Here is a 14,500-nt window from a genome sequence, read left to right as displayed (position 1 = left end):
TGCCATTGTGCTGCCCAGTTCAATCTCTAGCGGTAGGCTTGGAGGAGTTGCTCGATTTCATCGCTGGCGTTCATCCGGGCGATGGTTGCAAGTATTTCTTGTGTAGGGATCTCAGGGCTGTTGCGAACCATGCAACCGAGTTGGGACTGTCCGACCTGCTTGAGCTTTTGAAACTGGGCTTCTGATCCTTTGTCCTTGTTGTACCAGTCAACGCTGATTTCGTTGGACAGCGCGTAGTTGTAGCGCTTGACTGCCAGCTTGTTAAACACCTGGTCCTGGGTCCTGGCATCGTCACGCACAAGCCGCCCATTGGCGAAATCGCTTTCCAGGGCGGAGTACTCATAGCCATGCACTGCGCCTATCAACGTCCCCGGCGGTGGTTGCTTGCACGATTGCGTGGCGCGAGCAATCAGTACGTCAGGTTGCTCCATGAAGGGCTCGCTCCAGACGTAGCCTGCGGTGTTGCCTTGCATCCAGTCCTTGCTGACGAAGCAATGTACGTCGACTCTACCGGCCAGCAGTGATTGGGATACCCGCAGTCGCGGCACGACGATGAACCGGGCTTGGCGATTGACTCGATCAGCCAGCCGGTTTTCCAAGTCAAATACAAAGCCTCTGGTAGCCTGGCCATTGTCCAGGTCAACCAGCGGCATGCCCCAGCTGTCGGGTATGGAAAAGTTCAGGGGGCGCTGTTCGGCGCGAGACCAGGTGGCAAGGAGCAGCAAGCACACCGCAAAGCCGCCGCGGGCCGTGCGCCTGTCAAAGATGGGGTGCATGCTACTTAACATTCGCTCGCTACCCGGCTCAACGGGTCATCGGTAAGGCGCTGCCGATGGCTATGAACATAACCGCGCAGCTGCGATTAAACCCCTTGCCGCTGCGTTGCAGCCATGGCCGTATGCGCTGTGCCATGCGTGCAAGCAGGTACTCGACAAGGCCCTCGACCATGACAAAGGTCAGCGCCATGATCGCAAATTGCAGCCAGATGTTGGCGCCTGGGTCGAGAAATTGCGGCAGGAAGGCGCCAAAGAACAAAATCACTTTGGGGTTGGACAAGGCGGCGAGCAGGCCCTGCCGGAACAGTGATGAGGCCGGTCGCCCATGGGTATCATCGAGGGTGCCCAAGTTGGGCGGTGGTGATCGCCATAGCTGGATGCCAAGCCAGATCAGATAAGCGCCGCCCAGCCATTTGAGTATGGTCAGGGCATTGGCCGATGCCTTGAGCAGGCTGTCGATGCCGAACATCGACAGCGCCATCAACAGGGTAAAGCCGATCACGCCACCCGTTACAGTCCACAGCGCACGGCGATGACCGTAAAGAGCGCCGTGGGTCATTGCCAGCAAGCCGTTGGGCCCGGGCGTGAGTGACAGGCCGGTAATGGCAATCAGATAAAGCAACCATGTTTGAAGGGCCATCGATGCGCTCTATTTAGTCGTTGAGTATGCCAACTGGCTGGATTGTTGAGTGGGTTCACATGACCGTTGCGTCGAAGCTGTCAGGTCGCGCCATGGACCACATGCGCTCATAAAACTCGCCTTCAATCTTGCCGCTCAATAATTCGCCAGGCTTCAAAAACACGTGTTGCTGCGAAAACAACTTGATCTCGGTGGCGGAAATGCGCCGCACCAGATGCTTGGCATCCAGTTGACTTGGATGTTCAAGGCCAGCCGCAGCGAGCATTTCAGCCAATGCATGCAGGGTGTTGTGATGGAAGTTGTAGACGCGCTCGGCTTTATCACCCACCACCAATGCACGCTGGCGGAGCGGGTCTTGGGTGGCAACCCCGGTTGGGCATTTGTTGGTGTGGCACGACTGGCTCTGGATGCAACCGATCGCAAACATGAAGCCTCGTGCGGAGTTTGCCCAGTCAGCGCCGATGGCCAGTACGCTGGCGATATCGAAAGCACTTACAATTTTGCCACTGGCGCCCAGCTTGATCTTATCCCGCAGATTGAGCCCGACCAGGGTGTTGTGGACAAACAGCAGGCCCTCACGCATTGGCACGCCAATGTGGTCGGTGAACTCTACGGGCGCGGCCCCGGTGCCTCCTTCCTTGCCGTCGACCACAATAAAGTCAGGCAGGATGCCCGTCTCGAGCATGGCCTTGGCTATGCCCATGAACTCCCAGGGGTGGCCCAGGCATAACTTGAAACCAACGGGCTTGCCTCCGGACAGCTCACGAAGCCTGGCAATGAACTCGAGCAGCTCGATCGGGGTTGAGAACTCGCTGTGGCTTGATGGTGATACGCAGTCGATGCCCATGGGGATGCCACGTGTCAGGGCGATTTCTTCGGAGATCTTGTGTTTCGGCAATATCCCACCGTGACCTGGCTTGGCGCCTTGGCTGAGCTTGATCTCGATCATTTTTACTTGCGCCGACTTGGCCTGTTCGGCAAAGCGTTCCGGGTCAAACTTGCCGTCGGCGGTGCGGCAACCGAAGTAGCCACTGCCTAGTTCCCAAATCAGGTCGCCACCGTGTTGGCGGTGATAAGGGCTGATGCTGCCTTCGCCTGTGTCGTGGGCGAAGCCGCCGAGCATGGCGCCTTTGTTCAAGGCTTGAATTGCATTGCCACTCAAGGAGCCGAAGCTCATCGCCGAGATATTGAATACCGAGGCCGAATAGGGTTGGGTGCACAACGGGCCGCCGATGGTGACCCTGAAGTCCTTGGGGTCGCTGACTGGGGCAGGGCGCATGGAGTGGCCGATAAACTCGAACCCGTCCTGATAGACATCAATCAAGGTGCCAAATGGCTTATCGCCGCCCTGATTCTTGGCGCGGGCATAGACCAGTGTGCGTTGCGAACGGGAAAACGGTAGTTTGTCGCCATCGGCCTCAAGCAGGTACTGACGTATTTCGGGACGGATGGCTTCGACCAGGTAGCGAATATTGCCAAGGATCGGATAGTTGCGGCGAACAGCCTGCGGCTGTTGCAGCAAGTCGATCACACCGATGATGCTCAGGGCGCCGCCAATGAAGATCAGCGGCCAAACCCATTCATGCTGCACAAACAGCAGGTTGATCAGGGTAAACAGGACACAAAAAGCAAAAAATGCGTAGCGGCTCAGTAGAGACAGATTCATACAAGTTCCTTTTGTTGAAAATTTGCCAGCGCCTGACTGCGGATGATCTTGATGTGAGTGCTCGTGGATCTAAAATAAATGCTGTCAGGCGCCATGCTGCTGCTCCATAAGTATGTGCTTGGTTTAAGCAGGTTAGCCAAACGATACGCGAAACCGAGTGGTTTTTGCGACTTCAGGGACAGGGTTTAGCCGATGATTTGCCTGTGACCACCCTGGGGTTGTGGCAAGTTAATGGCATTTGCGGTGCTAATTGCATAATATCCGCACAGTTGTTGGGTCCTTCATGCTTCCCATCAGTCGAACGCTTAGGACGAATTTGATTTGCTGTGGCAAAATCCGTGTTTTGATTGTCGGGGCGCACTGCCTAGCGAATCGCGCTGTATGCACCCGAATTGACGCTTGTGGCAAATGGCTGCAAGCCAGCTAAAAATTGACCGCCACATGCGGCTGAGGACAACAGTAATGACCGTACATAACGTCGTAATCAGTGGAACGGGCCTCTACACCCCGGCTAATAGTATTTCCAACGACGAATTGGTCCAGTCCTTCAATAGCTATGTCCAGCTGTTCAATGCAGAAAACGCGCAAGCCATCGCCCGTGGCGAGGTTGAGGCGTTAACCGAGTCAAACAGCGCATTTATTGAAAAAGCATCCGGGATCAAGAGCCGCTTCGTCATGAACAAGGACGGTATCCTCGATCCGCAACGCATGACACCTCGTATTCCTGAGCGCAGCAATGACCAGTGGGGTGTGCTCTGCGAGATGGCCGTCGGCGCGGCGAATGAGGCACTGGCGCGAGCCGGTAAAACCGCCGCGGATATCGACGGGGTGATAGTTGCCTGTTCCAACTTGCAGCGGGCCTATCCGGCAGTTGCGATTGAAGTTCAAGCAGCGCTTGGCATCCAGGGCTTTGGTTACGACATGAACGTTGCCTGTTCCTCTGCCACCTTTGGCATTCAGGCTGCCGCCAACAGCGTCCAGTTGGGCCAGGCCAGGGCTGTGTTGATGGTCAATCCCGAGATCTGCACCGGTCACTTGAATTTCCGTGATCGCGACAGCCATTTCATTTTCGGTGATGCAGCGACTGCCGTCGTAATTGAACGCGCTGACCAGGCAACATCGGAATACCAGTTTGACGTGGTCAGCACCAAGTTGCTGACCCAGTTCTCCAACAATATCCGCAACAACTTTGGCTTCCTAAACCGGGCGGCTGAAGAGGGTATTGGCGCACGGGACAAATTGTTCGTGCAAGAAGGCCGTAAGGTTTTCAAGGATGTTTGTCCGATGGTGGCGGAGTTGATTGCCGCCCACCTTCAGGAAAACAATCTTAACGTCAGCGACGTTAAGCGTTTTTGGTTGCATCAAGCTAACCTCAACATGAATTTGCTGATTGCTCGCAAGCTACTTGGCCGGGATGCCGAACCTAGCGAAGCTCCGGTGATTCTTGATGAGTATGCAAATACCAGCTCGGCAGGATCGGTGATTGCCTTGCACAAGCACCAGGACGATCTGGCAGGTGGCTCCTTAGGCGTACTTAGCTCATTTGGAGCCGGTTATTCAATCGGTAGTGTAATTTTGCGAAAACATTAATGGAATATCCAGAAGATAGTGCGTTGCTCTCCCGGCTTTTGAGCGGGGAAGAGAGTGCTTACAGGGAGTTGGTCGCGACCTATCAAGGTTCCATGCGAGCCGTGGCACTTGCCATAGTTGGCAGCCGTAATTCTGATGAGGTTGTTCAGGATGCCTGGCTCGCGGTGGTCAATAGTTTGAAAGGTTTTCAAGGGCGTTCGAGCTTGAAAACCTGGTTGCTCACCATTACGGCTAACACTGCAAAAACCCGCTTGAAACATAACCGTCGCGAAGTGCTGATGGACGATCTGCCTGGCCCGCACGGGACCATTGGCGATGATCGTTTTGCCGATGACGGTCATTGGCTCATGGCGCCCCATGAGTGGCATCAGGACACGCCAGAAGCAATGCTCTTGCAGAATGAATTACGCGAATGCCTGGAAAAGACCCTGGGCAGTCTGTCGAACATGCAAAGCAGTGTGTTGGTGTTGAGAGAACGCCAGGGCTTGGAGCTTGAGGAAATTTGTAATCTTTTAGACATCTCGCTCTCTAACGTGCGGGTGTTGTTGCACCGGGCACGCCTAAAGATGTTCGCCACCCTGGAGCATTTTGAGGAAACAGGTCAATGTTGAGCTGTAAAGAACTAGTCGCCAATTCCAGTGACTATCTAGATAATCGCTTGAGCCTGAGTCGTGGGCTTGAAGTGCGCCTGCATTTGACTCTCTGCGTTAATTGCAGGCGTTTCATCAGGCAAATGAAAATAAGCCAGGCGGTTTATCGCAAGATGCAGCTTGAGAAGGCTGAAGACCTTGACGGGCTTGCACAGAAACTAGCAGACGCTCAGCGCTCATCCGATTAGAAGGGTGTAGCGCGTCCGTTGACTTTCCTGTTTCAATTTAACCTTTAAAATCAAGTGGTTATTTGGCTCGTTAATCGCGCGTCAAATGCTTATTCTTTATGGGTTTAAAAAGTTCCGCTGTCATCAAATATTTATATATCAGCAACTTGCCTGACATCTGTTGACTCCAAGATTCCCCCTGCACAAACGAGCACCATCGCTCGGGTGTTTTTGACCATTTGTCCAAAGGGGAATTTCCGATGATCCGTAAGCATTTCGCGGGTGTCGTAGCGAGTACATTGGCTCTTGCCGTTTCAGCGCAAGCATTCGCAGGCACTGTGACCACGGATGGCTCAGACATTGTTATCAAGACCAAAGGCGGCCTTGAGGTTGCCACCACTGACAAAGAATTCAGCTTCAAGCTGGGTGGTCGCTTGCAAGCCGACTACAGCCGCTTTGATGGCTTCTACACCAAAAACGGCAACACTGCAGACGCAGCCTACTTCCGCCGCGCTTTCCTTGAATTAAGCGGTGTTGCCTACAAAGACTGGAAGTACGCAATCAGCTACGACTTTGCTCATAACGCGGGCAACTCCGATGATGGCTATTTCGATGAAGCCTCTATCTCCTACACGGGGTTCGACCCGGTGAAACTGCGCTTTGGTCGCTTTGACCCGGATTTCGGTCTGGAAAAAGCCACCAGCTCAAAGTGGATCACTGCTATCGAGCGTAACGCCGCTTATGAAGTGGCCGACTGGGTAAATGGTCACGAAAACGGCCTGGGCGCCCAGGCCAGCGCAGTCATGGGCAGCATGGCCTACTTGTCGGGTAGCGTTTCATCCAAGGACGTCAACGATGATGACGGCGACAGCGTCAAGCAGTTCAACCTGCGCGGCGTGTTCGCACCAATGGCTGAGTCTGGCAACGTGCTGCACATGGGTGTCAACTATGCTTATCGGGACCTTTCGGATGCCGCCGTCGATGGCCGTATTCGCCCACGCCTGACGGTTCGCGGTGTTTCCACAAACGGTGGCAACTCCGCCGGTGACAACGGCAACCGTGCGACCTTCGGTGGTTTCCAGGCCGCTTCCGGCGACTTTGATGACGACTCGGTATGGGGTGCTGAATTTGCATGGGCAACAGGCCCTTTCTCGGCCCAGGCTGAGTACCTGACCCGTAAAATGAAGTCTGCACGCAGCACCATCGAAGACGTGAAGTCTGATGGTTACTACGGCCAACTGGCTTACACCCTGACCGGTGAATCCCGCGGCTACAAGCTTGACGGTGCCAAGTTCGACAGCATCAAGCCTGAGAACAAGCAAATCGGCGCCTGGGAAATTTTCTACCGCTACGACCATATCAAAGTTGAAGATGACAACGTTGTGGTGGCCTCTCCAACGCGTGAAGTGGGTGATACTGAAGCAGACATCAACACCATCGGTGTGAACTGGTATGCCAACGAGGCCGTGAAGGTTGCAGCCAACTACGTCATGACCACCACCGATGGCATTACCAATGCCAACGGCGATGATGATGGCGATGCCTTTGTAATGCGCCTGCAGTACGTATTCTAAAACCTGCGCCCCGATGGTTTGGCCGCTGTACTCAAGACCATCGGGGTGCTGTGTTTTAAACGAAAGTTGCTCCTTTTAAGCCTCGCTTGTTTTGCGGGGCTTTTTTTCGTCGGCACTAAAGTTCAGACTGCGCAGATGCAGACAAAAACCGCTATTTCACTTCCTGATATTGATCCAGTCGACTGGGACAGATTGGCTGCAGCTGAGAGTCCGTTCCTCAAACATGGCTTTCTTTGTGCGCTTGAGCTTAGTGGCAGTGTTGGTCCGGGAACCGGTTGGACGCCAGCGCATCAGTTGGTGTTCGATGCCGATGGCAAGCTGGAAGCAGCGCTACCGGCATACTTGAAAACCCATTCGTTCGGCGAGTATGTATTTGATCATGGCTGGGCCGATGCCTGTGAGCGAGCGGGCATTGCTTACTACCCGAAACTGCTGGCGGGTATTCCATTTTCTCCAGTCACAGGGCCGCGTTTACTGGGTGATACGCAGCTAGTTGGCCAGGTGCTCGATAGCCTTACCCAGGCGCTGGATGACCAGGGCTTGTCGAGTTTGCACATCAACTTTACAGACCCGGCCGCCGATGCGTTGATGCGCGGGCGCGAAGGATGGTTGGAGCGTCTTGGCTGCCAGTTTCACTGGCATAATCGCCAGTACCGCGACTTTCAGGATTTTCTCGACTCATTGAGTTCGCGCAAGCGCAAGCAATTACGCAAAGAGCGTGAGCAGGTGGCCGGGCAGGGCATCGAATTTGAATGGCGCGAGGGTCATCAGCTAAGCGAGTCCGAGTGGGACTTCGTCTATGTCTGCTACGCCAATACCTATCGTGTGCGCGGCAGAGCGCCTTATCTGACCCGGGTGTTTTTCAGCCTGCTGGCCGAAAAGATGCCCGAGTCTATTCGGGTGGTGATTGCAAGGCAGGGCACGCAGCCGGTCGCGATGGCATTTAGTCTGGTGGGCGGTAACAGTTTTTATGGTCGCTACTGGGGCTGTCTGGCCGAGTTTGATCGGTTGCACTTCGAAACCTGTTTTTACCAGGGCATGGAATATGCGATCGCCAGCGGGCTAGAGCGTTTCGATGCCGGGGCTCAGGGCGAGCACAAGCTGATTCGCGGCTTCGAGCCGGTCATCACCCGATCCTGGCATTACCTGTGTCACCCTGGATTGCGCGCAGCCGTGGCGCAGTTTCTTGAGCAAGAGTGTGAAGGGATCAGTCGCTATGCCCTGGAGGCGAGGAGCTTGCTGCCCTATCGGCAAGCTGACGGCAGTGCCTGAGCCTTCGATCAATGACTCGGGAACTGCCGTGGGTGGGCTACGAGATATTGTCAGCTAAACGGCTTAGACATTGTGTGGGCCATTGCCCCACTCCAGGAACTGGATCTTGTGAATCTCGCCTTTGCTGTCTTCGTAGACCACATTGACCGGCACCACGCCGACCTTCTTGGAATTGTCGGTGCGATGTAGAACTTTGCTGATGTCGACTTCCATGCCGTATTGGTACTTCACCGCCGGAATACCGGAGCCAGGTTCGCGGTCGATGTCCTGGGCGAATGCAGATGGAGCAAGGCTGGTGATGAAGGCTGCTACGACTGACGCAATTTTCATAATGGTCTTTCCTCAATACTGGAAGTCACGCATCTACTGAAACTCGCAATTGTCATCGAGTGGGTCTGGGTTGCACTGATCCAGAAGCCTCGGATTCAATAGCTCGAGCAAAGCCCGGAGGCTTAAGCAAGGGGTGTATAGCGCGTAGCGACTATTTGTCACACCTTGTTACAGAGACTATTAAATTTTAAGTTACGAAGCAAGCTATCTATAAGTCTTGAGCCAGGCGACTATTCAACGCCGACAAAACCACCGGTCTGATGCTGCCAGAGGCGCGCATAGAGTCCGCCCTTGGCAATCAGTTCTGCGTGGGTGCCGGTTTCGACTATCTGGCCCTGGTCAACAACCACCAGGCGGTCCATCCGGGCGATGGTCGATAAACGGTGGGCGATGGCAATCACGGTTTTACCTTGCATCAAGCTATCGAGGCTTTCCTGGATGGCTGCTTCAACTTCAGAGTCGAGTGCCGAGGTGGCTTCGTCCAGTACCAGGATCGGCGCATCCTTGAGCAGAACCCGGGCAATCGCAATACGTTGTCGTTGGCCCCCCGAAAGCTTGACGCCACGTTCGCCGACCTGGGCATCTAAACCCAAGCCGCCCTGGCCATCATCCAGTCGGCCGATAAAGCCGTCGGCGCTGACCTTGCGCACCGCTTCGTCCAATTGCGCGTCAGTGGCATCGGGTTTGCCATAGCGCAGGTTGTCGCGGATCGAACGGTGCAGCAGGGCGGTGTCCTGGGTGACTACCCCAATCTGTGATCGCAGGCTCTCCTGGCTGACTGCAGCGATGTTTTGCCCATCGATCAGAATACGTCCGCTTTGCAGGTTGTACAGGCGCAGCAGCACGCTGACCAAGGTCGACTTGCCCGCGCCAGAAGGGCCGACCAGGCCAATTTTTTCGCCCGCCTTGACGCTCAGGCTGAGGCCGCCGATAACGCCGCTTTCCTTGCCGTAGTGGAAGTGGATATCCTCAAAACTCACCGCGCCACTACTGACTTCCAGCGGCGCTGCATTGGGATGGTCGACCACCTGCACGGGTTGCACAATCGAGCGAATACCATCTTGTACGGTGCCGATATTCTCGAAGATGCCGTTGACCACCCACATGATCCATTCGGCCATGTTGTTGATGCGGATCACCAGCCCCAGGGACAAAGCAATGGCGCCACTGGTGATAAGGTCCTGGCTCCAGAGCCACAGGGCCAGCGCTCCGGTTGAGCCAATCAATAAGCCGTTAATGCAGGTTACGCTGAAATCCAGGGCGGTGACTGTTCGGGTCTGGCTGCGCGCTTTGTCCAGCAGATGCTGCATGGCGCTGCCGGCATAGGCTTCCTCTTCCTGTGTGTGGGCGAACAGTTTCAGGGTGCTGATATTGCTGTAGCCATCGACGACCCGTCCCATGAGCTTGGAGCGGGCGGAGGACACGGCTGCGGAGCGCTGCTTGATGCGTGGCACAAAATATTTGAGCAGCAGGCTATAGGCGACGATCCAGATCAGCAGTGGAGCGATCAGGCGTAAATCGGCCTCGGCAAAGAGGTAGATGGCGCTGCCGGCATAGACGATCACATGCCAAAGCGCATCAACCACTTGTATGGCTGATTGGCTTAACGATGGACCTGTTTGCATGACGCGCTGGGCAATGCGTCCGGCGAAATCATTATTGAAGAAGTTCAGGCTCTGCTTGAGCACATACCGGTGGTTTTGCCAGCGGATGAGGTTGGTCAGGCTTGGCGATATGGCCTGGTTGACCAGCAGGTCATGAAGGCCGAACACCAGTGGGCGGATGAGCATGGCCACGACCAGCATCCACAGCAGTTGCTGGCTGTAGTTGGCGAAGAATTCGCTGCTGGGTGTTTGCTGGGCCATGTCGATCAGTTGGCCGAGAAAACTGAACAGCGCGACTTCAATCACCGCGGCAAAGAAGCCTACGACCAGCAGGGCGCAGAGCAGTGGCCAGGCCTGCTTTAGATAGTGCAGGTAGAAACGCGCTACATCTTTGGGCGGTGCTTGATCGGGTGCTGGCTTGAAGACGTCGATCAGCGATTCAAAACGGCGAAACATAAGTGGCATCCTGCCGTAAGCTGGGCGGCCAGCTTAGCGCTTATGTGGCTTTGATTCGAGGCTTTGTGTGCGCAGCACTGGGCGGACGACGCACTGTCGTCCGCCAATGCTTGCACTTATCTTACAGACGCTTGATGTCCAGAATCATCACCGGCTCGCGCGGTACATTCTGCATGCCTGCACGGTTGCCGGTTGGCACCTGGGCAATTTCGTCGACCACGTTCATGCCTTTGATGACCTTGCCAAATACGGCATATCCAAAGTCACGGCTGCCGTTGTCGAGAAATGCATTGTCCTTGTGGTTGATAAAGAACTGGCTGGTGGCTGAGTCGCGTACTTGGGTTCGGGCCATCGACAGGGTTCCGCGAACGTTGTGCAAGCCATTATCGGCTTCATTGCGGATCGGCGCGCCTGTCTGCTTTTGCTTCATGTCGGCATCAAAACCGCCGCCTTGGATCATGAAACCTGGAATGACCCGGTGAAACTGCGTGCCTTTGTAAAAGCCGCTGTCCACGTAGCCAAGGAAGTTTTTGACACTGATAGGCGCTTTTTCGGCATTCAGTTCGACTTCAATATCGCCCAGGGTTGTGCTGATCAAAACCTTGGGGTTGGTGGCTGCCCACAGCGAGGAAGCAAAGACTAGAGTGCAGGCTGCGAGAATGATTTTCTTGAGCATTATCAGGAGATCCTATGTGGGAGTGACGGCCGTTTCGATTTCGTTTAGAAACTCAAGCAGGCAGTTGTTGAAAGCTTGTGGTTGGTCCATGGGAGTTGCGTGTCGAGAGTCTTCGATCACCACGAGACGGGCGTTACTCAATTGGTCCGTATACGCCTGTTTTTGTGCAATCGAGGTGTAGTCTCGGTCGCCACTGATGACCAGCGTAGGACAGGTGATGCATGAAATTCGTTCGCGCACGCTCCAGCCAATGATTGCATCGAGGCTGGCCAAGTACGCGTGTTTATCGTTTTGCGGCCAGCGCTGTTCTATTTTGGCACGCAGCTCGGCTTGTTCAGGCTTTGGAAACAGTAGCTTGCCCAGTCCCTTGCCAATGGTTTCAAGGCTGAGCAGACGCGACAAGGTCCAGCGCTTGGCTATCTGCAGGTAGTCGCCGACTGACTTGGCTCTGACTTCCGGGCCGCTGTTGATGATGGTCAGGCTGAGCAGCAGGTCTGGACGATCCACGGCTAGCTGGAAACCGATCATGCCGCCCATGGAGATACCGACCAAATGAACCGGGCCCAGCTGGCAGTGTTCGATAAGCGCTGCCACGTCGTCGGCAAAGGTGGCCATGTCATAGCGCTCATGGGGTTTATCCGAACGACCGTGGCCCCGGACATCCAGGGCTATAACCCTGTAATGCGCTGATAATGCGGGAATCTGGTATTCCCAGTCGCGCGTGCTCGAGCCCAAGCCATGGACCAAAACCAGTGGTTTGCCGTGGCCGTATACTTCGTAGTGCAGTTGGCAGCCGTCATTATCGAAATAAGCCATGCCCGACTCCTGTCAATTGGTTGGCTGGGGCGCCGCGAAACTGGTATTGAGTGGTGCCGCATCGAAGCCTTTGATCAGTTCAATAAGAATCTGGGTGGCTGGCCCCAGGGGCTTTTCCTTGTCGGTATACAGATAGAAGCTCGGGTTGCGGGTGCCGCCCTGGTCCAGCGGCAATGGCAAGAGCTGGCCATCCTTCAGTTCGCGCTCGATGATGTGCCTGGGCAGCCAGGCAAAGCCCAGGCCGTTGCTGACAAAAGAGGCTGCCGTGGCGAGGCTCGCAACTGTCCAGCGATGCTCCGCGCCGAGCCAACCTACATCGCGGGGCTGCAGGCGCCCCGAGTCACGAATGACCACCTGCATATGGGTCTGCAAGTCGAGAAAGCTCAGTTGGCGCTGCAACTTGTGCAACGGGTGATCGGGGTGGGCAACGGCAATAAACTCGACACTGCTCAGCTCGCTGCCGAGAAAACCGGGGATGTTCAAACCGCTGATGGCGACATCGGCAGTGCCTTCGCGCAAGACATCTTCGGTGCCCGACAACACCTCTTCGCGCAGGCGCACCCGGCAGCCCCGGCTTTGCGGCATAAAGGCCGTCAAGGCACGGACCAGCTTGGTGTTAGGGTAGGCCGCATCGACAACCAGGCGTACTTCGGCTTCCCAGCCTTGCTCCATGTGATGGGCCAGGTGTTCGAGTTGGCTGGCCTGGTTGACCAGTTGGCGCGAGCGGCGCAGCAGTACGTCGCCAGCATCGGTCAATACAGCCTTGCGTCCATCGATGCGCAGCAACGGAACGCCGAGTTGTTCCTGCATGCGCGCAACGGTATAGCTAACCGAGGATTGAGAGCGGTGCAGGATTTCTGCCGCCTGGGCGAAGCCGCCGTTGTCGACAACGGCTTGCAAGGTTCGCCACTGGTCTAGGGTTACGCGAGGGGCTTTCATGTCGGATCCTGTCTATCTGTACCGTTCGGCTCTTGAATACCGGGTTATTTTTCTTGTTGCAGTGTGCAGGTCGCACCCTCAAGCTGTTTGCGCGTTAAGCTGGATACACAATCGAGACTCCATTGAAGAGTCCCTGCTGGAGATATGTTGCATGAATAAGCTGTGTTGCGCGTTGTTCGCGTTGTTACCAATTTATGCCTTTGCCTACCCGCTAGAGACTGAAAAACACCTCAACGGTGCCGAAATTACAGTAACCCCCATGGATATTGACGACACTCTGGGGGCGGTGGGACTCTACAACTATGGCCAGGCTGCTGCCGAATGCAAGGTGGTATTCCGCAATGGGCCAGAGGCGCCGCGCACACGTAAAGCCCTGCTTAAACCGGGTGATGACATCAATTTATCCGTGCGTTTCTCACGCAAAATTATCAAGTTGCGCATGGATGTGGAATGTAAGCCGAGCTAGAAGCCTGGCTTGTGATCCGCTTCAGATCCTAGAGTGGAAATCGCTATAAATCAACTTTGTTGATGTTTATAGGCTAATTTTTGCGCTTTTTAATCGGATAGGTTGGCCATAATCTTTGCTCATCGACGCTAAACAACCACTTGATGGAGCAAATTCAATGGCCCGTGTCCTCGTAATTGAAAGCAGTGCCCGTAAACAAGGTTCGATCTCACGCCAATTGACCGAGCAATTTATTGCCCACTGGCAAGCAAAGTACCCAACCGACCAGATCAGCGTTCGCGACCTGGCGGTTGACCAGGTGCCCCACCTTGATATGAACCTGCTCGGCGGCTGGATGACGCCTGCCGAACAGCAAAGTGAAGCGGAGCAAGCGGCACTGGCCTTGTCCAACACCCTGACTGACGAAGTGTTGGCCGCCGACGTGCTGGTACTTGCCGCGCCAATGTACAACTTTGCGATTCCGAGCACCCTGAAGTCATGGCTGGATCATGTACTGCGTGCCGGTGTGACTTTCAAATACACCGATACCGGCCCGGTTGGCCTGCTTAGCGGCAAGCGTGCTTTCGTGCTCACGGCTCGTGGCGGTATCTACGCCGGTAGCAGCATGGATCATCAGGAACCCTATCTGCGCCAGGCCTTGGGCTTTATTGGTATCCACGATGTCAGCTTTATTAACGCCGAAGGCCTCAACCTTGGTGGTGACTTCCAGGATAAGGCCCTGGCCCAGGCCAAGGAGAAACTGGCCGAGGTGGCTTGATCGCTTGATATAACCGCTGTGGCCAACAGCAAAGCCCGCCCAACCTAAAGTTGTGCGGGCTTTTTCTTGTGTGCGTTTTGCTGATTGTTGATTGGCCCATGACAGGCTAAGGTCTGAGCCT

Annotated in this window: 15 protein-coding genes; 7 read left to right on the top strand and 8 right to left on the bottom strand. The window is 55.2% G+C overall.

Annotation, left to right across the window (positions count from 1 at the left end; genetic code table 11):
• Window positions 1-26 precede the first annotated feature (26 nt).
• The 3 genes from CHB79_RS06170 to CHB79_RS06160 are packed head-to-tail and all read right to left on the bottom strand — an operon-like array spanning window position 27 to window position 3,082.
• The gene (locus CHB79_RS06170; protein WP_176443147.1) at window positions 27-776 is read right to left on the bottom strand and encodes a substrate-binding periplasmic protein; all 750 of its coding nucleotides are present in this window, start codon (window positions 774-776) and stop codon (window positions 27-29) included.
• Window positions 777-804: 28 nt separating this feature from the next.
• Window positions 805-1,416, bottom strand: coding sequence for a LysE family translocator (locus CHB79_RS06165; protein ID WP_089359269.1), 612 nt, complete (start codon window positions 1,414-1,416; stop codon window positions 805-807).
• Window positions 1,417-1,471: 55 nt separating this feature from the next.
• On the bottom strand, window positions 1,472-3,082 hold the full coding sequence (locus CHB79_RS06160) for an FMN-binding glutamate synthase family protein (RefSeq protein WP_089359268.1): 1,611 nt from the start codon (window positions 3,080-3,082) through the stop codon (window positions 1,472-1,474).
• A 462-nt stretch (window positions 3,083-3,544) separates the two neighbouring features.
• On the opposite strand from CHB79_RS06160, the gene CHB79_RS06155 reads away from it, so the two are divergent.
• The 5 genes from CHB79_RS06155 (at window position 3,545) to CHB79_RS06135 (ending at window position 8,335) form a co-directional block, all read left to right on the top strand.
• Window positions 3,545-4,672: a beta-ketoacyl-ACP synthase III gene (locus tag CHB79_RS06155; RefSeq protein WP_089359267.1), complete on the top strand. Its 1,128-nt coding sequence runs from the start codon at window positions 3,545-3,547 to the stop codon at window positions 4,670-4,672.
• A complete protein-coding gene (locus tag CHB79_RS06150) occupies window positions 4,672-5,283 on the top strand; it encodes an RNA polymerase sigma factor (protein ID WP_010490290.1) in 612 nt (203 codons plus the stop codon). Before CHB79_RS06155 ends, CHB79_RS06150 begins: the two co-directional genes overlap by 1 nt.
• Window positions 5,277-5,510 carry a zf-HC2 domain-containing protein gene (locus tag CHB79_RS06145; protein WP_089359266.1) on the top strand — a complete coding sequence of 78 codons (234 nt, stop codon included), beginning with the start codon at window positions 5,277-5,279 and terminating at the stop codon, window positions 5,508-5,510. The genes CHB79_RS06150 and CHB79_RS06145 overlap by 7 nt, the downstream gene beginning before the upstream one ends.
• 239 nt (window positions 5,511-5,749) lie before the next feature.
• Complete coding sequence (locus CHB79_RS06140; RefSeq protein ID WP_089359265.1) at window positions 5,750-7,063, top strand: OprO/OprP family phosphate-selective porin; 1,314 nt, start codon at window positions 5,750-5,752, stop codon at window positions 7,061-7,063.
• A gap of 135 nt (window positions 7,064-7,198) precedes the next feature.
• Window positions 7,199-8,335: a GNAT family N-acetyltransferase gene (locus CHB79_RS06135; RefSeq protein WP_089359264.1), complete on the top strand. Its 1,137-nt coding sequence runs from the start codon at window positions 7,199-7,201 to the stop codon at window positions 8,333-8,335.
• Between the two features lie 63 nt (window positions 8,336-8,398).
• Here CHB79_RS06135 and CHB79_RS06130 read toward each other — a convergent pair whose 3' ends face one another.
• From CHB79_RS06130 to CHB79_RS06110, 5 genes are all read right to left on the bottom strand, one after another.
• Entirely contained in the window at window positions 8,399-8,665 is a 267-nt protein-coding gene (locus CHB79_RS06130; protein WP_010490294.1) for a DUF2790 domain-containing protein, read from the bottom strand.
• Between the two features lie 230 nt (window positions 8,666-8,895).
• Complete coding sequence (locus CHB79_RS06125; protein ID WP_089359263.1) at window positions 8,896-10,734, bottom strand: ABC transporter ATP-binding protein; 1,839 nt, start codon at window positions 10,732-10,734, stop codon at window positions 8,896-8,898.
• A gap of 112 nt (window positions 10,735-10,846) precedes the next feature.
• Window positions 10,847-11,401, bottom strand: coding sequence for a peptidylprolyl isomerase (locus CHB79_RS06120; protein ID WP_089359262.1), 555 nt, complete (start codon window positions 11,399-11,401; stop codon window positions 10,847-10,849).
• A gap of 12 nt (window positions 11,402-11,413) precedes the next feature.
• Window positions 11,414-12,217, bottom strand: a complete 804-nt coding sequence (locus CHB79_RS06115) for an alpha/beta fold hydrolase (protein ID WP_089359261.1) — start codon at window positions 12,215-12,217, stop codon at window positions 11,414-11,416.
• A gap of 12 nt (window positions 12,218-12,229) precedes the next feature.
• On the bottom strand, window positions 12,230-13,156 hold the full coding sequence (locus CHB79_RS06110; RefSeq protein WP_089359260.1) for a LysR family transcriptional regulator: 927 nt from the start codon (window positions 13,154-13,156) through the stop codon (window positions 12,230-12,232).
• 151 nt (window positions 13,157-13,307) lie between these two features.
• On the opposite strand from CHB79_RS06110, the gene CHB79_RS06105 reads away from it, so the two are divergent.
• Window positions 13,308-13,622 carry a hypothetical protein gene (locus CHB79_RS06105; protein WP_010490304.1) on the top strand — a complete coding sequence of 105 codons (315 nt, stop codon included), beginning with the start codon at window positions 13,308-13,310 and terminating at the stop codon, window positions 13,620-13,622.
• A 157-nt stretch (window positions 13,623-13,779) separates the two neighbouring features.
• Window positions 13,780-14,379 (top strand): FMN-dependent NADH-azoreductase, encoded by a 600-nt coding sequence (locus tag CHB79_RS06100; protein ID WP_010490305.1) that lies wholly within the window; start codon window positions 13,780-13,782, stop codon window positions 14,377-14,379.
• Window positions 14,380-14,500: the final 121 nt, after the last annotated feature.

This window comes from Pseudomonas segetis (genome assembly GCF_900188155.1).
GTDB classification, from domain to species: Bacteria; Pseudomonadota; Gammaproteobacteria; order Pseudomonadales; family Pseudomonadaceae; genus Aquipseudomonas; species Aquipseudomonas segetis.
This window is presented reverse-complemented; position numbering and strand designations above follow the sequence as displayed.